Raw genomic sequence first — 19,462 nt, forward strand, 5'->3', positions numbered from 1 at the left:
CAAAGACCTATTATTCATCATATTATTATGTTTATTTACTAACAAAACTGCCATTTTCATCACTCAAGACTTAGTATCCACAAATTAAGTTATAGGTTTGCAATTAGGTCACCATAATCAAATCCGTCTCTGTATTTTTAGCATAACCATATCTTATGGTTTTACAAGATTTGGATATGAAAATATATAGAAACAGGCAAAAAATAAAATCATTCAATTCAGTAATCAGAATTGCATCATCCATGAAATCTCCTTATTATATTTGATTACGCTGCGCATACTCTAACCACTCGGCATTTGACATTGCTAGATTAAGCTTATCACCTGAAGGAGTATTTCTGATTTGCTCTAAAACCCATAATCCTTTTCTAGCAATATTAAATGCACCATTAGCATCAGCATCCTTAGGCTTTGATGCATCACATGCTTCAGAATTAAAGAACTCACCTCGGTCATTCATTATTGGTGAAATAATATAGTCTCTAGTAACATCATTAGAGCTATTTCTCATTTGCATTGTTTGTTGGAATAATCTGGTTAGGCTTCTAAAGAAATCTGCCTCATCTACGCTCATTATCTTGTTCTTTAATTCTGCACCATCTTCATAACTAATTCCGTATATACTGAATAATTCCTTAAACTCTTCAGATAACACTATTGTTTTATCATCAAAAGAATTGTTTTTCTCAGTATTTCTAAACTTTATTATTCTTTCTCCATAGGTGCATACCGTCCACTGACTTCGTGCACCACAAGCCCTATCAGTAAATTTCTTGTAATCAAATGCAAATTCAAAATATCCAGACTCATTGTTATAAGAAATTGAATCGAATCTACTAAAAAATTCTTTGGCTTTTTCAACATTCTCATACTTAACGTAAAAGAGATTTGCAAAACCAGTGGTTGGATCAATCTTACTAGTCAAATAGGCTGGAACATAATAAATAATACCTGTCTGTTTTCCCATATCCTTAAAACTTGTAAATTTCGATGTTAATTGAAGTGCATTTAAAGCCCCACCAAATTCTTCCGGTTTATCTTGTTTTCTACTCTTATCAATGACCAGATAATTCAATTTATCAATAAGCATTTTTTCAAACTTTTGATATACCTGCTTTTCAACCTTTTGACGCCCTCGCTTAAATCCGAAGTTCAAATCCTCAAGGCAAATAATAGCGTTGTACTTTAATACCAGCTTAGCAATCACATTAACTACTTGGCTTAAATAACCTTCTTTCAGTTCTTTGATATTCTCTATAGTAGTCCAATTTTTGCGTGCTCTGTCTCTATCTCCCTCTTTCTCATCTAGCAGCTTATGATAATCCGTTTCAATAGAATACTCATTATTGATAATTGAATTAAGAGAAATCTGTTCTAAGATAGTTCCATCTGTGTCAACCACTACAACATAAAGTAGATTTCGCTCTCCTCTGTCAATACCGATAACTCTTACTTTCTCATCATTTCTCAGAGCATCATTAACAACATCATTGAATCTTCTGGTCTCATCTACGCCAAAGTTCATGGTTACTGGAATATGTAACATAAATTTATCTTTAGAATATCTGCGATCTTTAATAATGTCATAGCCAAATTTACTTGTAGGCTTATCAACTGCTCTCTTTGAATTCTTGTTTTTTATTTCCTCCCCAGCTTTATGAATAATAACTTCTTCATCATTGATTGATGCCGGTCTATAAAATACCTCAGCTTCACCATTTAATTTGTAAACTACGTTATTCAAGTTTCGCTGGTCAAACAGCATTTGTAAATAAATCGTGTGAAGATTAAGATTGCCTTTACTATATGGAGAGAAATCCTTGTTATAAATTTGGAAAAGATACAATTCATCCCTCTCTACTAAACTTGTGATATAATCTGCATCTACATCTGTATATGTAATCTTATATCCCTGTTTTTCAACCTCCCTATAAAACCCACTAAGGTCTTCATAAGTACATGTCTCCGAAAACTCAAATCCAAAAGATGACCAATCTGGATGTTTTTCTATAGAAGCTTTAAAAAAATCAATTAATGCATGACAATCTTCCAAAGAAAAATTATCTCCCTTTTTATGCGTGCCTGCCTTATACTTCGCTAACAGTTCTTCGGAAGGCTTGTAGTAATCCAAATTTGACTGAGCAAAAAAAACTTTTGGTAACATCTTATTAGGTCCTGGCAATAACTTATAATTCACTTTGTGATACACATCATTACTTGTAGCCTTAGGAATATTAACAAAAATTTTATTAGCTTTTGTATTCATGATTCCTAAGTAATACATTCCATCTTTTTCAAACAAAATTCCTAAATTATCTGTTTCTTTATTTTTATCCCATCCATTCAGTAATGTTGCCCTATTAAAGTTCAGCTTAAACTTCTCAGTAGAAAATGGCTTTTGAGTGAGATAATTACGCGACATATTATACAGAGAATCCACGTTCTTTATTTCCGCCAAAATATTTTCTTGCTCAGCATAAACCACAAGATTTTTCTCTACCTCTTGTCCACTACCGTTAATAAGCTTTATATCTCGCTCAAAGTCTTTTACTGTATCTAAATATGATTTTATTGCCTCAACAGCATTTGTATTCTTACGAAGCGATTTATTCTTATCATGTTTTCTAAGAACAATTTCATCAAAATCATTTTTTGCTTCTGCAATAGCAGTAATATCAGATTCTAGTTTTTCGATATATTTTCCTATTACATCACTATTATCGTCGAACAAACCAATGATTGTTTCTAAATCATAGCTTTTATTCTTTTTTAATTCTTTTTGTCTTTTTTCGTAGTACTTTTCATCTTTCTTTTTCTTGGAATTTGCTAAATCATACTCATCTGAGAGTTTTTCATCAATCGCATTCCAAGAGCCGAATACTATATTTGAAAATGATGTCTTTGAAACATCATTTTTAATATAAACTAGACTTCCATCGGATTCTACAAGCGCAATCTTAAAATCTGTAATGATTTCTGAATTTAGAAATACATTCATATTCTCTGCAAATGATTCTATGTTAGTAATCAAATCTTCATCATCCGAAAACTCATCTATAAATGCTTCCTCTCTATCTGACAATATCTGCTTATACAAACATTTCATTTGAGGCACTTTTCTAAATCCTTCTTGCTTTTTATTCTGTTGATTAAAAAGATTGATTGCGGTATTCAACTTGCCAATGGCCGCATTATAATTATCTATCCCGTCCTGAGTTAGCGTCCTTTCAAATGTCTCTATAATAAACAAGCAGTCCTGATCCTCTTCAGATAACCCTTCTGCTCTTACCCCTGCTTTTTTAGCAATAGCATATGCCTTGATATTGTCCAAAAACTTAGGCAGGTTTTCATTAATCAATCTATATGCTACTGTAGATGATTTTTCTTCATCTGAATATAAATTCTTTCTAACCTCATTATAGCTAGAAAAATATGTGTAAAAATTGCTAAATGAATCCAGTGCTTTATAATCAGTATCATTATCATATAGACTTTGTAGTAATTTTATAATCTCCTTGTTGCCTATCTTTGGAAAATTCTCATGATTCTTTAAGAGACTAACTATCTCTTTACGTAGTTTATCCTGACACTTACTAAATGCATCAACTGAGTTTTTCTCTTTGGATAAATTGAAATATAAATCATATGCATCTGATAGATCAGATAAATGAACTCCCTGCAATGCCTCATTAATCAACTGCTTATGATAATTATCCATTAATTTCTTCACATGCTCATAATCAGCTTTTCTCTGGATATCTGCCTCAAGAATCCCGTTTTTCCTAATATTTTCAAGTGTCTTACCTACAGGAATCAATTCATTTCTAAGTGTTTTACTAATTGGATACATTTTTGTTAAATTCTGATAGTACATGTTAAAATCCCTCCCTATAATCATTTATTTTCTCATTGGCTGAACAGTGAATGACAATTCTAACTGCTTAAAAATTTTAAGCACAGTGGCTAAATTAGGTATGCTTACCCCGGATTCTATTCTAGCAACTGAAGAATGTGGTATTCCACATAGAGAAGCTAACTCTCTTTGCGATAAATGAAGATTATGTCTTTGCTGAATCATAGCCCCCACAATAGCAGATATTTCTTCTGCCTCATCAATATCTCTACCTAACTTTGGATTTGTTTTTCTAACTTTTTCCTTGTACTTATTCCAATCGCTCATTATGGTTACCCCTTTCTAGAAATCCAATCATTTCGTTCTGCTTTTGCTTTTTCTATTTCTCTCCGTGGAGTCTTTTGTGTTTTCTTTCTAAAGTGATGCAACAAAACAAAAGTGTCGTCCTTGAAATAAAAGAATAACACTCGGTTATTCCCAGGTCTTAACTCCCAAATATCTTCTTCAAGATGCTTAGTTACATTCTCTCCAAGCTGAGTCCCATAGTCTTCTAGAAACTGTATGTATTGTATTGCTTGTTTATACTGGATTCTAGCATCCTTGTTTGTGCTTGCTTTCTTCTCAAGACCTTCTAAAAAAGCCTCTATATTACAATCTCCTCTTGCAGTGCGATAAAAGTCAATTTGAAACATAAAAGAACCTCGTTTCTTAAAATAATGATAGCATCAATGCGTTCAACTTTCAATCATCTCCACTCATGTGCGCTCATGTGAATAATTGTAATCCACTTTTGTGTCCATATATATACCCATCGTTCCAAAATCAAGTCACCGAGCAAGTCAAGAGAAGCTTTAAAGCTTTTGTCAGGAGGCGATGACAACATGCGGCCTGCCGGCTACTCTTTTGACAATACCTATAATCCAAAGCACCTTATCTGCCACAAAAGTTGTGTACAATCTAAAAACAGCGCCCCGATGGGCGCCATTATTTTTGCCGGAAATATGTTTAATTTACAGGGTATGTAAGTGCATGATTCTGTGAACCTGCGTAGCTTGAAGCCCATGACTTGGCGCTGCCAGCATCACGTGTGGCATAGCCATAGTTTGAACCTGGTCGCCAGTTTGTAGGACCAGCAATTCTAAGATTTGAAATGCTTCTTGAAAGAATACTTCCACTGTCAGTAAATCTTCCCTGGTAGTCCATATCATTTACAACTGCCCCCTTATGACTGCCTGCCTCGAAGCAGTTCTTCTCTGAATAAATGTTGCATTCAGTGTAAGGTGTATAACCCAAATCAAAGTCATATACATAGTTATTATAGCAGTGGAAATAACCGTAGCGCATAAGACCAGGAGCTCTTGTGATTGTCTGCTTAAAGTAGTTGTTACAGATAGTCATACATGGATAACCACTGTAAGTATTTCTTCCATCCTCGTTTGGATAACCAAGGATGAGACCATATTTATGCCCCCCGAAGAAACAGCTTGTTACAGATACATAATTTGCCTTTAATCCAACGTAAAGGAATTTATCTGTATCGTTGTTGTGGATATATGTATCCTGATTCATGTTGTGGCCCGGCCATGAGCAATGATCAAGCCAGAAGTTATTGCCATCTGAAATGTACATCTGAATATCATCGTTGTTATTGATGTTTACAGAATGTGAGAATGTAAGATTCTTGTATATATTATTTCCTGATGACTGTATGTTTCTAAAGTGAATATTGTTAAGTGTGTGGGCATTGTAAGAACCGATGAAAGTCTTATTTGAACCAACATTTACCTTTGTAAGTGAGTTCTGAGAAATATTAGAACCAATTACGATTGTATAAGGTGTAGAACCAGAAGCGTATCTTAAAAGATCACTTAAAGAGTTTACAGTTACTGTCTGTCCGAACACACCTCCAGTCACAGAAGCTTTTTCTCTGCCATTCATATCCTTTGAATAGCCTGCAAAGCCTTCTACTCCGTAAGGAGCCACTCTGAAGCACTGGCTGGCAGAACCATTGAAATTGCCAAGCTTATAGGTATCGCCAGAAAGTGTAAGTGCAAGATTAGTATTGTTGTTATTTACAATTTTATAGTTCAGTGCATTTCCTGTGGCATCGTTCTTTGTTGCCACTATTTTCCAGCACTGTGAGCTATCACCATTTGAAACAGCCGCATCTGCAACAGTAACGCCCTCTGAAACATTGCTGCCGTATGGAGTGAGGCAATAGCCTGTAGCTACGTTTACGATTCTATATACGCCGTTATTCACATATGAAAGAATCCATCTGTTTGAATTATTGCTGTTGCTTTCGGATGTAAGAGCAGCGCCATTTGAACCATTATCATTTAAGAATTTCCCGTCAGAACAGTTTACAAAGTTAATCTGCTGTTCAGGATAAACATTTCCAAGAGGTGATGTGGTTGGAGCAGGCTCATAGCTGCCGGCATTATTATTTCCAGTGTTGCTGTCATTATTCCCAGTATTTCCATTATCTCCATTGTTACCGCTATTACCATTACCACCATTATTTGATGGCCATGGAGCCTGTTCAAAATACCAGATTTCATTATCTTTTCCAGAGTACTTATACTCTATAATATTTGTTCCACTTGTTTTTCTGGCACCATAAACATTTAAAGCAGAAGCAAAATTTGATACTTCTGTGGCAATGTAATATCCCATACTGTTGTCCGCCTGACGAATTGAAAAATTCTGTGCAGCCTGACCGTTGTTGGAATAAATCTGTATGTTGGTACCATTGTCTGCTGAACCCCATGCTACGTCCAGTGACATTCCTCCTGTCATATCTGTAGCTGGGTGTAATCTGAAATTACCTGTTGAATCATTCTTTTCCAGAATCCAACGCTGACCAAGTGAGCCAGTTCCTGTGGACTGTACTACGTTAGCTGCGTTGTCTGCAGAGTCATTTTCTACTGTCAAGTAGAGTCCGCTTTTCTTGTTTTTGATGTAGTAGATGTTACCACTTTCAGGCGTTATAGCCTCCGCGTGAGCATCTAATACTGGTGCTGCGATGAGCGACAATACAGTGACAAGCACCATAGTAAAAACCGCCGCAAATCGTCTGAAGTTTTGCTTCATAAACATTATCCTCCATGTTTTTTACTGCCTAAAAGGCACAACTATTCTCCTCCATGCCAAGCCGGCATCTTAGCATGTTCCGTATATTCTACCATAGTGACGATTAATCTACAAAAAAGAGGCTCTGGTGAAATTCACCAAAGCCTCTAAATATAACCATTTAATTAATCATCCTCAAGCTCATCAGATGAAAGCTCAAGTACTGTACGCTTACGAGCCATCTCATCAGACTCAAGGTACTCATCGTATGTAGTCATCTTATCAATCATCTGTCCGTTTGGAAGGATTTCGATGATACGGTTTGCTGTAGTCTGCACAATCTCGTGGTCACGAGAAGAGAAAAGGATAACACCTGAGAACTTCTGGAGACCAGTATTAAGTGCTGTGATACTTTCCATATCTAAGTGGTCAGTAGGCTCGTCGAGCATAAGAACGTTAGAGTTCTCAATCATCATACGCGAAAGAAGAACACGAACCTTTTCACCACCGGATAATACCTTCATCTTCTTAGCACCGTCATCGCCAGCGAAAAGCATACGTCCAAGGAAACCACGGACATAAGTAGCATCCTTAATCTCAGAGAACTGTGTAAGCCAGTCTACAATAAGAAGGTCTGTTGAGAAGATCTCTGTATTGTCCTTAGGGAAGTAAGACTGAGATGTAGTAACACCCCACTTGTAGCTTCCTTCGTCTGGCTCCATCTCACCAGCAAGAATCTGGAAGAGAACTGTCTTAGCCTTTTCGTTAGAACCAACGAGGGCAATTTTATCCTCGCGACCTACGTTAAATGAAAGGTGGTCAAGTACTAACTCACCGTCAATTGTCTTTGTAAGGTTTTCAACTGAAAGAACCTCGTTTCCGATTTCACGAGCTGGGCGGAAATCGATGTATGGGTACTTACGGCTAGATGGACGGATGTCATCAAGCTGAATCTTCTCTAATGCGCGTTTACGAGATGTAGCCTGCTTAGACTTAGAAGCGTTAGCAGAGAATCTCTGGATGAACTCCTGCAATTCCTTAATCTGCTCTTCCTTCTTCTTATTAGCTTCCTTACGCTGCTGGATAATAAGCTGTGAAGACTGATACCAGAAGTCGTAGTTACCAGCGTAAAGCTGAATCTTACCATAATCGATATCTGCTGTGTGAGTACATACCTTATTAAGGAAGTATCTGTCGTGGGAAACGACGATAACTGTATTCTCGAAGTTAATAAGGAACTCCTCAAGCCAGCCAATAGCATCTAAATCAAGGTGGTTTGTAGGCTCATCGAGAAGAAGTACATCTGGTGAACCAAAAAGTGCACGTGCAAGAAGAATCTTGACCTTTAATGCGCCTGGAAGATCTGCCATCTGTGTGTAATGGAACTCTGTGTCTACACCAAGACCATTAAGAAGAGTAGCTGCATCTGCTTCTGCGTTCCAGCCATCCATCTCAGCGAACTCTGTCTCAAGCTCAGCTGCGCGGATACCATCCTCGTCAGAGAAATCTTCCTTCATATAAATAGCGTCCTTTTCCTTCATAATATCGTAAAGACGCTGATTACCCATGATAACTGTATCAAGAGCTGTAAACTCATCATATTTAAAGTGATCCTGCTCTAAGAATGAAAGACGGTTACCAGGTGACATTGTAATTTCACCGCTTGTAGGCTCAAGCTGGCCAGATAAAATCTTAAGGAATGTAGACTTACCTGCACCGTTGGCACCGATAATACCGTAGCAGTTTCCCTCTGTAAATTTGATATTAACCTCTTCGAAAAGGGCTTTCTTGCCGAAACGAAGAGTGACGTTATTTGCTTGAATCATTAGATTTTCCTTTCTCTATACAAAAAAACAAGTTGGAAAACAAGGCAAGCCAATGAAGTCCAACTAATAATCAAACAGAGTTATATTACCAAAAAAAATCAGATTTGTACATATTATAAAGAGCCAAATCATTGACTTCACACTATTATAACAAAGATAACTATCTATAACTTGCCCTTTAATACTTCACGGTATCGTGATATAATTCTTCTAAAGGAGAATAATATGCCAGTTATATCAAGATTTAATGGGATTGTGATTAGAATGTATTTTCTTTCAAGCGAGCACAATCCCCCTCATCTTCATGCTATTTATGGTGATGATGTAGCAGCTATAGATTTTCAGACTGATGAAATTCTAGATGGATATTTACCACCTAAGACTATGGAATTAGTTCTACAGTGGATATCTCTTCACAGAGATGAATTACTACAAATATGGGAAACTCAAAATTTCATAAAAATTCCACCACTATAATACAGGAGGTAGTTATGTTTCATAAAATAAAAGATGTACAACCCCTTCCAGACCACAAACTAAATGTTTATTTTTCTGAAGGTCAGCGAAAATTATATGATATCGTCCCTTTATCTTCTAAACACCCTCTATTCAAAGACTTGTTAACCGATGATGATTTGTTTAATTCTGTGCAAGTGGATGTAGGTGGTTTTGGAATAATATGGAATGATGACCTGGATTTATCATGTGATGAACTTTGGGAGCATGGTCAAAAGGTAGATTCTCCATTTGATGGGCTTATGTCCTTAAGAGATGCTACCGAAATGTGGGGACTGAATGAAAGTACCCTCAGACGAGCAATCATCTATGGTAGATTCTTGCTTGGAATTGATGTCTGTAAATTTGGTAAGCAATGGGTCATTTCATATGAATCTATGCTTAGAGAATACGGAGAACCAAAAGCTAGCTAATAGTTCTAAAAAGGAGTCCTCAAAGACTTTAATATTACTAAACCAATCATCCCTAAATCTATTAATATAAACAATAAAATAGCAAATGCCTGATACCGCTTTTGTTTCTTTAGTTCTTCAGCTGTCTTTGTCATAACATTTTTCTCCTTCGAGTTTATAGGCTATTTATTATATATGTCCATTTATATCATATTATCTTTGAAATTCCGATATAAATCACTAACAGATTACGGGTAACATACATTAATTTCTATCTTCACCCGTAATTGAAAAAACAATAAAATTCTACTTACGGGTAGGCCCATTGGCGCTGTTATGTACCCGTAATTTTTCTTGATTTTACTGTTAAATCCCTTGTAATTGATCATTAACAAATTTAATTTACAGGCAGATTTTATAATTTTCTATTCCCACCCGTAAACCCTCCTCTCTTCTACGGGTATAACACCTCCTTGAACTAGTCTCACCCGTAACCCCCAATATCCATACTCTGAATTTACGGGTTGAGCACAAATATATAGCAGGCCACCCGTAAATCCGAGCTTTGTTGATAGCATTTCACTAAAGTTTATTTTATAGAATGCAGTTAGAATCTAAATATCTGCAAAACCAAAGGCGCCCAAACGGGCGCCCCTGATTTAAAAAGGTATTTTTTACATGAAGATGTTTTTTATTTTAAGGATTTACTAGTTCTACAGTTTTTGTTGCTGTTATGCCACTAGCATCTTTAGCTGTTGCTGTAATAGTAACAGAACCAGTAGTAGCTGTAGTTGGTATTGTCAACACACCAGTGTCCTCATTAATAGTTGCACCTGTTGTAGTTGATACTGACCAAGCAACACCATTATTTGTTGCATCAGCAGGTAAAACATCAGCAATATATGTTTCTGTTGTTGCATCAGAGGTAGGGATAGTAACTGAGTCAGCACCAGATATACTGATATTTGTTACAAGCTTTGGAGCTGTAACTTCAACTTCACATATTGATGTAGCTGTTTCACCATCATAAGTGTATGTAGCTGTAATAGTTGCTTTTCCTGCTGCTTCACCAGTAACAACACCATTGCCATCTACAGATGCTACACTTGAATCACTAGATGTCCATCCTAATGTAGCTCCACTTGTACCTGAAATAGGCTTAAGATTGATATTGTTTTTTAAATTTACAGTTTCACCAACTTCTATAGCAGATTTGCTATTCTCAAGTTTAACTTCAGGAACACACTTTGTAACATTTACATTACAAGTTGCTTCATATGTCTTATTTCCAATTTGAATAGTTGCCTTAATAGTTGTAGGACCAACAGTCAATGCTGTTACTTCAGCATCATGATGTGTACCAGTTGAAGCATCAGCATATGCTACAGATGCTACATCAGCATCTGTTGAAAGCCAAGTAACTGTAGCATTTGAAGGAACAACGATGGCACTCAAAGCAGCTTTTTCTGTTTTCTGAAGTGCTAATGATGTCTTGGTAAGATTAATTGAAGGTTTAGCAACATTAACCTTGCATGTTGCTTCATAGTCAGAATTACCTTCTGTAATTCGAGCTCTAATAGTTGCAGTTCCTGAACCCACGCCAGTTACTGTTGCATTTGCAGTATGACCAGTTGTAGATCCACCTACGACTGTAGCTACCGATTCATCACTAGAGAACCAAGTAACAGTTGCACCTGATGGCCATACTGTTGCTGTTATTGTTTCTGTATTGTTACCAGTAGCATTTGATACATTAAGTTCATTTGTATCTAACTTAATTGAAGCAGCGGTTACTGTAACAGTACATGAAAGCTCAATAGAAGGTGTATCAGGATCACTATCATCTATTTTAATAGAAACCGTACTTGTACCAGATGCTAAACCTTCTATTTCAAAAGTATCTGCTGTCATAGCTGTAGCGGTTTTATTTGCAACTGTAGGAACTGTTGATGCAAATGTTGTAGATGCTATAGAATATCCAGATGGGAGATTTGCTACTGTAAGAATCTTCGTTTCACCAACAGCAATTGTGGCGTCCTCCAACGCAGGTGCTGTAGGAGCAGGAGCTGGGCTAGGTGTTGTACTAGAAGATGAGCTAGAACCACCAGAAGATCCTCCTGAAGAACCGCCAGATGAAGCTGCTGCCTTAGTAGCTGTAGTCTTACCTGGTAATATACTCTCAGATGGGAAGCCACCTAATGTTCTGTGCTCTGTCTGTCCTAATGTAGCAAAGTGCTGATAATACATTTCCATATTATCACCAAATGCTGCTGCAAGATCAGGATAAGCTGCCTTGTATGCATTAACATCAAAATACTGATTAATCTGTCTGCCTTCCTTGATACCAAATTTCATAAAATGACTAAATAAGGCATCTGCATTGTCGCCAAAAACAGCAACTACATCTGGATTCTGCTTTGCATAGAAAGCAGCGTCGAATAACTGACGGATAGGTGAGCTTGTAACATCAGCGGCACTAGAAGCTCTGCCTTCATTTTTACCAAACAGATTGTAGTGGTTCTCGAGCGCCTTACGAGATGTGCCAACCTTAGCTACTACATCCGGATTCTGCTGAGCATAATAGTCAGGGTCAAATGCTGCATATGCAGGTACGGATGCGGCTACAGTTGCGGCCGCAACTGCGATAGCCATGAATCTTACTAGTTTCTTGTTTCTAGCCATGTTTTTGATTCCTCCTAATAAAATATTTCTCCCATTGTGCCAATTTTATAATGCAACCAACTGGTAGCATGGAAGAGTTAAATTTAACACAGCCAAAGCTGTGCCCCTAAATTTTTCTTGCCACCGTTTGGTAGCATCTTTACGACTACTATATCACCATTTGGTAGCATTGTCTCAGAAGAACTGAAAGTTTCACAATCTTTTCACACATTTAGACATTTTTGTCGTTTATTGTGCGACTATTTAACTGTGTATCATTAGGATTGCTTATATAACTTTAGGTTCTGAACAAATAACTTATCAGAGGAGACAATATGTACCTAAAGAGACTAGAAGATCTCAGAATTGATAACGACTTAACTCAGCAGCAAGTTGCTGATATTTTGCTGTGCCAGCGTGAGGTCTATCGTCGCTATGAAAAAGGTACCCGTGAACTCCCTCTGTCTTATGCCGTTAAACTGGCTAAATTCTATGACGTATCTCTCGACTATCTTGTTGGTCTTTCAGACTCTCCAAATTAAGTAAACATTTAAGTAATATGTGACTAAATTGTGAACTGATTATTTGTGAGATATTACTCAAACTTAAATTTATTGTGCATTTAAGACAATTTTTCGTAATCGTAGAGCAATAATTAGACAGTTTGATTATTACGGATTTGTTACAATTTAATTGCTCGAGCAACGAAAACGTTTAAGGAACTGAAAAGATATTTATATTACTAGAAAAGGGGGACTTTTGAAGATGAAGAAAAAAGTCGCAGGTCTATTAAGCGCAAGCTTAGCTGCTGGATTATTCTTATCAAGCAGTGCAACAATTATGGCCGCACCTAGCATCAGCCCATATGACACAGTTCAGGCTGAGAAGGCAATTACCAAAAATGGTGTTGAGGTCGCAACTGATGGAACAAACTCATATATTACAAGCCTTGAGAAAGGTGATTCATTCAGCACAACACCATTGAATTTTTCAAATGGGTTAACAGGTTTTTCTGCTTCATTTAGATCAGCAGGCGCTGGTTTAGTAGAAGTAAGACTTGATAAAGAAGATGGTGAGGCACTTGGCTCATTCAAGATTAGCAACACTAATGGCGAATTCAAGAGCTACACAGCAAAGGTGTCAAAGAGCATCGAAGGTCAGCACACACTTTATTTTGTAGGTAAGATGGGTGATGTTGATGTAGATTTCTTTAATGCTACTGCTGCAGGAGAAGTAACTCCTACACCAACTGCTACACCTACACCAGCTCCTACTACTGTTGTAACTGGCGAAGTAAATCCATATGAAACAGTTGAGGTTGAAAAAGTATCAGAGCTCAAGGATGCAATGGTTACTCCTAATAAGAGCGCTGTTATGATTAAATATAATGGCTATGCACTCATCAAGAATGTAAACTTCGTTGATGGCGCTGCTATTATCACAATCAATGGTAAGACAACAAGTAATTTATCTATCCTTGACATCAGAGTAGATGGTCTTGATGCTGCTAACTCTGTAGGTAACGCTAAGTTCTCTAAGGCAAATGAGGGAGCTAAGACAATACAGGTCAAGAAGGACATCACAGGTGTTCACGATGTTTATTTAGTAAATACATTCGCTGATTCAAATGTAACAGTTGATTCTATCATCGCTAAGGCAGCTCCATCTAAGCCTACACCTACACCAACTGCTACTCCTACACCAACACCTACACCAGTACCTACTGCAACACCTACTCCAACACCTACTCCAACTCCAGTTCCAACTGCTACTCCTACACCAGTTGTTGGTTCTGTAAACCCTTATGAGACAGTAGAGGTTGAGAAGGTTGCAGAGCTTAAGGATGCAATGGTTACACCTAACAAGTCTGCTGTTATGATTAAGTCTAATGGCTATGCACTCATCAAGAATGTAAACTTCGTTGATGGCGCTGCTATTATCACAATCAATGGTAAGACAACAAGTGATTTATCTATCCTTGATATCAGAGTTGATGGTCTTGATGCTGCTAACTCTGTAGGTAATGCTAAGTTCTCTAAGTCTAACGACGGTGCTAAGACAGTACAGATTAAGAAGGATATCACAGGTGTTCACGATATCTACTTAGTAAATACATTTGCTAACTCAAATGTAACAGTAGATTCAATTATCGCTAAGGCAGCTCCATCAAAGCCTACACCAACACCTGTTGTAACTCCAACTCCTACACCTGTTGTTACACCAACACCTACTCCAGTTGTTACACCTACACCTACTCCAGTTGTTACACCTACACCTACTCCTGTAGTTAATAAGGATCTCGCATTTGAGTATCAGATTAACAGCTGGGGAACAGGATATACAGTAAACTTCTCTGTAGTAAATAAGACAGGTAAGAACGTTGACGGTTGGAAGGTTAAGCTTAGCAAGAAAGATGTTAAGATTGACAGCAGCTGGTGCGTAAATGTTGCTGAAGAAGGTGACTACTACGTAATCACTCCAATGTCATGGAACAAGACTATTTACAACGGCGGAAGCGCTCAGTTCGGTATCCAGGGTTCTGGTAAGATTGGTTCAACAATCAATTACGTACTTGAATAAACACATTCACCATTCTTTTCATTCATTCACATGAGATAAATTGGGGAGCTCGTTTTGATGCGAGCTCCCTTTTCTATGCCATTTTATATTTTTCTGCAAAATAAAAGAGACGCCAGCGGAGCGTCTCTTTCAAAAGGGAGAATAATGTTATGAAAAAATTGTATCTCTCTCGAGATGAGTATATATTAACTGAAATTTATGTTCAAGTCATGTAAGAAGTGTGAATTGTCTGTGAATAAAAATAAATTTCTGACAAATCATTATTTCATATAACTATTCTGCCCTGGAAGTCAATTATTAGCCGATTGTCTCAACCTTGATTGTGTTTGTATTACCTACAGAACCATCGATTGGACCACCTGTAAGAACTACCATATCGCCCTCTTTTAAATCAAGCATCTGCTGAACACGATTTGTAGCATGGTAGAACATAACATCAAGTGACTTAAACTTATCAACGAGAACTGGTGTAACACCCCAGCTAAGTGCAAGTCTTCTCCATACCTTCTTATCTGTTGTCATAGCAACAACATCTACTGGGCAACGGAAACGGCTAACACGCTTTGCTGTGTAACCAGACTTTGTACAAGCAACAATTGCCTTTGCATTAACATCGATAGCCATAGAACATGTTGAGTGGCTGACAGCATCTGCTGTGTTGATAACAGCGATGTCTTCCTTATGGAAACGTCCTTCGTAGTTAATGTCGTTCTCTGTAGTCTCAGCAATCTCAGCCATAGTAGCAACAGCCTGAACTGGGAACTTACCCTGAGCAGACTCGCCTGAAAGCATGATAGCTGATGTTCCATCATATACAGCATTAGCAACGTCAGAAATCTCAGCACGTGTAGGACGTGGATTAGAAATCATAGACTCAAGCATCTCTGTAGCTGTAACAACGCTCTTACCAAGGGCACGAGCCTTAGAGATAAGCTCCTTCTGAACTGCTGGAAGCTTAACGAATGGAATCTCAACACCAAGGTCACCACGAGCAACCATGATACCGTTAGCAATCTCAAGAATTTCCTCAACATTGTCAACACCTGGCTGATTCTCAATCTTAGCGATAACAACGATATCCTTACCACCGTTCTCATCGAGGAATGTTCTAAGCTCTACCATATCCTGCTTTGTAGAAACGAAAGATGCAGCAACGAAATCAACATCGTTCTCAATACCGAAAAGGATATCCTTCTTATCCTGCTCTGAAAGGTATGGGCCTGACATAACCTTGTTAGGGAAGCTCATAGACTTCTTATTGCTCATTGTTCCGCCTGCAGTACACTTTGTAATAACATCGTGTCCCTTGATATCTGTAACTTCGAAGAATACGATACCGTTGCAAACTGAAAGTGTATCACCAACTTTAAGATCATTGTGAAGGTTCTTGTGAGTAACAGATACACGTGTCTGATCTCCTTCTACATCATCTGTTGTGAAAATGAATGTGTCACCTTCTTTTACAGTAACAGAACCATCCTTGAATGTCTTGATACGATACTCTGGTCCCTTTGTATCAAGAAGAATAGCGATAGGAAGATTAAGCTTCTTACGAACCTTCTTAACTAAATCCATCTTCATGCCCTGCTCTTCATGATCACCATGTGAAAAGTTCATTCTGGCAACATTCATGCCGGCCTTAGCCATAGCTGTGAGAGTCTCCTCGTTCATACTTGCTGGACCAATTGTACAAATAATCTTAGTTTTTCTCATTAAATAACTCCTATCTATATAAACAAATTGTTTTAAAAAAAGAACGAAATCTGTTCTATAATACCACCAATCACCCTTTACGTAAACCACCGATTTTATTTTACCACATGAAAAAGGAGCCGACATCAGTCGGCCCCTAGATTTAACAAAAAGTTCTTATTTAAATATTGTAAGTAATCCAAGCTTGGTAAGAACAAATCCAAGTAAAGCAAGTACCGCAACTACTGCTGCAATAATTCCAGCAATAGCGCCGGCGCTAAGTCCTGCTGTCTCTCCTGCCTCTGGAACTGGCTCATCAACAACAGTCTCTTCTGCTGGCTGTTCAACAGATTCCTCTACATCAGCCTCTACCTCTGTCTCTTCATCTGCCTTCTCCTCAAGTGATGAATCTGACTCGATATCTGTTTCACTTGTCTCAAGCGCTTCGCCCTCAGATGCCTCTGGCTTTGTTGCATGACCAGGCTGTGTCTGAGAACCTGCAGGCTGCTGTGGTCCTGCTGCTGGAGCCTGTGGATCTGTGATAGTTGTAGCTGTCTCAGTACCTGTAGCTGGTGTAGTCTGTCCACCTGTTGAAGCTGAGCTTCCAGATGAAGAGCTTCCAGATGATGCTGTACTTCCACCTGTAGAACCAGAACCCGAACTTGGCGCTGGTGCAGGAGCTGAACCTGAGCTTGGTGCTGGTGCTGGTGCTGGTGTCTTATCTGTAACATCAACTGCTGTAGCATACTGCATCTCAAATCCATCTGAAACAGCCTTAACCGTAGCTGTCACAATTGTCTTTCCTACTTTATTTGCCACAATCTTTCCATCCTCATAAGCAGCTACTGCTGCATCTTCAGATGTATATTCTACTGTAACCTTATTAAGAATTGTTTCTGGAAGTACAAATAAATCCTTATTACTTCCAGCCTCAATTGAAACTGTAACCTCTGCCTCTGGAATTACGTCGAATGGATCAACATATTCATCAGCAAGCTCTAATGTTTCAATTGCCTTCGTAAGTCTTACTGTAGCTGAATCAATCTCATCAAATGTAGCAGCTGCCTCAGCCTCGGCAATTACCTCCTGAAGGCGTCCTGCAGATTCTGCTGACATAAATGTAAGGTCAAATGCCTTTGCTCTTTCGATAAGGGCAGTGAGCTCTGACTTATCAAGTGCATCTACTGCAAGGTAAAGCTCAACTCTAGCTGTCTTGCCTTCAAGAGAAGCTTCTGCTGTAAGCTTAACCTCTGAAGACTCATCAGTTATTGTAACTACACCCTTTTCAGAGATTACTTCAGGCTTTGAAGATGTCCAGTTGATTGAAGTACCAACAACACTTGTTGGGAGCTCAAGGTTATATCTGATATGTTCTCTATCAGTATTCTGTCCCTTGATTGCCTCAAAGTCACAAGCGGCATCAAGACTTGTCTGAAGTCTGTTATCAAGGAATTTCTCTGCCTCAGCCTTGATAGTAGCTGCATCCATTGCTCTGTTGTAAATCCTAATCTCGTCAAATGAACCATCAAAGCATGGATCCCAGTAGTTGGCTCCAAAGAGAATTGACTCATTCTCACCTGCAAGTGGGTTGTTGTACGCACCGCTTGCTGCCTTCTCGCCATTTACATACATATCAAGGCGACCATCTGTACCAACCAAAGTAACAAGTGACCATGAATTATTTGCTATAGTAGGATTTCCAATAGTTGTCCAGTTCATAGCTGCAGCATTTCCAACAGTAACTGCACTACCTTCTGTTCTACCCCAAAGCTTGTATGTCTGGTCGCCACCATCTCCTGAAATAGCTGTCCAATGTTCTGGGGCATGATATCCCATAAGCATCATAACCTGATTGTTAGCCTGTGACTTATTTGGTTTTACAAGATATGAAATAGTAAAGTCTGTTCCATTAACCTTATTTCCAAGATTAAGACCATATCCATCTGTAGCAAGAGCCTTTCCGTTTGCGCCGTTTACAAATTTAAGCTCGCCATCGTATGCACCAAGTCCCTGCTTAATAGCCTTTGCGTCACCGATGCCATTTTCGAAATCATAAGAACCAACAAGATAATTGTCGTAATCAACAACACCTGTCTCCTCTTCGACTTCCTTTAAGGACTTACCTGTGAAAAGTCTTTCGATATCTATTTCTGAAAGTGTACGGTCGTAAACCATAACATCATCTACGAGACCTTCAAAGCATTTATCCCAGTTGTTTGCACCAATGTAAATATCCTGATTCTCTCCGGATAATACTGAAAGGAATGACTCATTGCCTTCGGAAATACGATTTCCATCGTAATATGCTTTTACAGTATCACCTTCACCTGTGATTACGATGTGGTGCCACTCATTTGCAGCATAGGTCGCAAATGTCTTTGTAACCCATGAAAATTCAGGCTTTCTGTCATACCAGAACTTAAGGAGTGTCTTATTTCTGTCTCCAGAAACTGCATACCACTTTTCCGGGTCATGATATCCAAGAAACAGCACTGACTGATTTTCAAGCTGCTGTACTGAAGGCTTTACCCAAAGTGAAACAGAAAAGTTTTCTCCAAGATTCTGCTGATTAAGCTTGAGACCATATCCTCCATCAAGCTTAAGTGAGTTTCCGTCCTTAGTCTCATCCCTGTTTGCATCATATTTTACTTCGCCATCATAATTTCCAAGGCCCTTAACAATTGCCACAGCCTGGCTGCCGCCCTTAACATTCTTAAGGGCGCCGCCATCAAAATCATACCAGGCAACTACATCATCATATAATTTATCCGCCTTAGCTATATTGTAGCCAACGAAAGGTGTTGCCAAAGCAAGTGCCATGACGCCGACAAGTAAGCCATAATATTTCTTATTTTTTCTCATCATCATTC

13 protein-coding genes are annotated in these 19,462 nt (G+C 38.2%); 4 read left to right on the plus strand and 9 right to left on the minus strand.

Going from position 1 to position 19,462, the window contains the following annotated elements; all coding sequences use genetic code 11:
- Nucleotides 1-256: 256 nt before the first annotated feature.
- From cas12a to G592_RS0114635, 5 genes are all read right to left on the minus strand, one after another.
- Nucleotides 257-3,874: a type V CRISPR-associated protein Cas12a/Cpf1 gene (gene cas12a / locus G592_RS0114610; protein WP_028248456.1), complete on the minus strand. Its 3,618-nt coding sequence runs from the start codon at nt 3,872-3,874 to the stop codon at nt 257-259.
- Between the two features lie 24 nt (nt 3,875-3,898).
- A complete protein-coding gene (locus tag G592_RS0114615; RefSeq protein ID WP_028248457.1) occupies nt 3,899-4,180 on the minus strand; it encodes a helix-turn-helix domain-containing protein in 282 nt (93 codons plus the stop codon).
- A 5-nt stretch (nt 4,181-4,185) separates the two neighbouring features.
- The gene (locus G592_RS0114620) at nt 4,186-4,545 is read right to left on the minus strand and encodes a type II toxin-antitoxin system RelE/ParE family toxin (protein WP_028248458.1); all 360 of its coding nucleotides are present in this window, start codon (nt 4,543-4,545) and stop codon (nt 4,186-4,188) included.
- 313 nt (nt 4,546-4,858) lie between these two features.
- Nucleotides 4,859-6,946 carry an RICIN domain-containing protein gene (locus G592_RS17425; protein WP_196801854.1) on the minus strand — a complete coding sequence of 696 codons (2,088 nt, stop codon included), beginning with the start codon at nt 6,944-6,946 and terminating at the stop codon, nt 4,859-4,861.
- Between the two features lie 164 nt (nt 6,947-7,110).
- Nucleotides 7,111-8,751, minus strand: coding sequence for an ABC-F family ATP-binding cassette domain-containing protein (locus G592_RS0114635; protein WP_028248460.1), 1,641 nt, complete (start codon nt 8,749-8,751; stop codon nt 7,111-7,113).
- Nucleotides 8,752-8,976: 225 nt separating this feature from the next.
- Here G592_RS0114635 and G592_RS0114640 point away from each other — a divergent pair, with 225 nt between their 5' ends.
- Together G592_RS0114640 and G592_RS0114645 are read left to right on the plus strand one after the other, a co-directional pair.
- Nucleotides 8,977-9,228 carry a DUF4160 domain-containing protein gene (locus G592_RS0114640; RefSeq protein WP_028248461.1) on the plus strand — a complete coding sequence of 84 codons (252 nt, stop codon included), beginning with the start codon at nt 8,977-8,979 and terminating at the stop codon, nt 9,226-9,228.
- A 14-nt stretch (nt 9,229-9,242) separates the two neighbouring features.
- Nucleotides 9,243-9,680 (plus strand): DUF2442 domain-containing protein, encoded by a 438-nt coding sequence (locus G592_RS0114645; protein WP_028248462.1) that lies wholly within the window; start codon nt 9,243-9,245, stop codon nt 9,678-9,680.
- A 5-nt stretch (nt 9,681-9,685) separates the two neighbouring features.
- Here G592_RS0114645 and G592_RS17990 read toward each other — a convergent pair whose 3' ends face one another.
- Together G592_RS17990 and G592_RS17240 are read right to left on the minus strand one after the other, a co-directional pair.
- Nucleotides 9,686-9,814 carry a hypothetical protein gene (locus G592_RS17990; protein ID WP_278244656.1) on the minus strand — a complete coding sequence of 43 codons (129 nt, stop codon included), beginning with the start codon at nt 9,812-9,814 and terminating at the stop codon, nt 9,686-9,688.
- A gap of 541 nt (nt 9,815-10,355) precedes the next feature.
- Complete coding sequence (locus G592_RS17240; RefSeq protein WP_051194957.1) at nt 10,356-12,341, minus strand: Ig-like domain-containing protein; 1,986 nt, start codon at nt 12,339-12,341, stop codon at nt 10,356-10,358.
- 314 nt (nt 12,342-12,655) lie between these two features.
- Here G592_RS17240 and G592_RS0114660 point away from each other — a divergent pair, with 314 nt between their 5' ends.
- Both G592_RS0114660 and G592_RS17750 read left to right on the plus strand, forming a co-directional pair.
- Nucleotides 12,656-12,862, plus strand: a complete 207-nt coding sequence (locus G592_RS0114660; RefSeq protein ID WP_028248463.1) for a helix-turn-helix domain-containing protein — start codon at nt 12,656-12,658, stop codon at nt 12,860-12,862.
- A 223-nt stretch (nt 12,863-13,085) separates the two neighbouring features.
- Complete coding sequence (locus G592_RS17750; protein WP_028248464.1) at nt 13,086-14,900, plus strand: cellulose binding domain-containing protein; 1,815 nt, start codon at nt 13,086-13,088, stop codon at nt 14,898-14,900.
- A gap of 297 nt (nt 14,901-15,197) precedes the next feature.
- Here G592_RS17750 and pyk read toward each other — a convergent pair whose 3' ends face one another.
- Nucleotides 15,198-16,613: a pyruvate kinase gene (pyk, locus tag G592_RS0114670; RefSeq protein ID WP_028248465.1), complete on the minus strand. Its 1,416-nt coding sequence runs from the start codon at nt 16,611-16,613 to the stop codon at nt 15,198-15,200.
- 156 nt (nt 16,614-16,769) lie between these two features.
- The gene (locus tag G592_RS0114675; protein WP_028248466.1) at nt 16,770-19,454 is read right to left on the minus strand and encodes a LamG-like jellyroll fold domain-containing protein; all 2,685 of its coding nucleotides are present in this window, start codon (nt 19,452-19,454) and stop codon (nt 16,770-16,772) included.
- Nucleotides 19,455-19,462: the final 8 nt, after the last annotated feature.

The sequence above is a fragment of the Pseudobutyrivibrio ruminis CF1b genome, from assembly GCF_000424005.1.
GTDB classification, from domain to species: domain Bacteria; phylum Bacillota; class Clostridia; order Lachnospirales; family Lachnospiraceae; genus Pseudobutyrivibrio; species Pseudobutyrivibrio ruminis_C.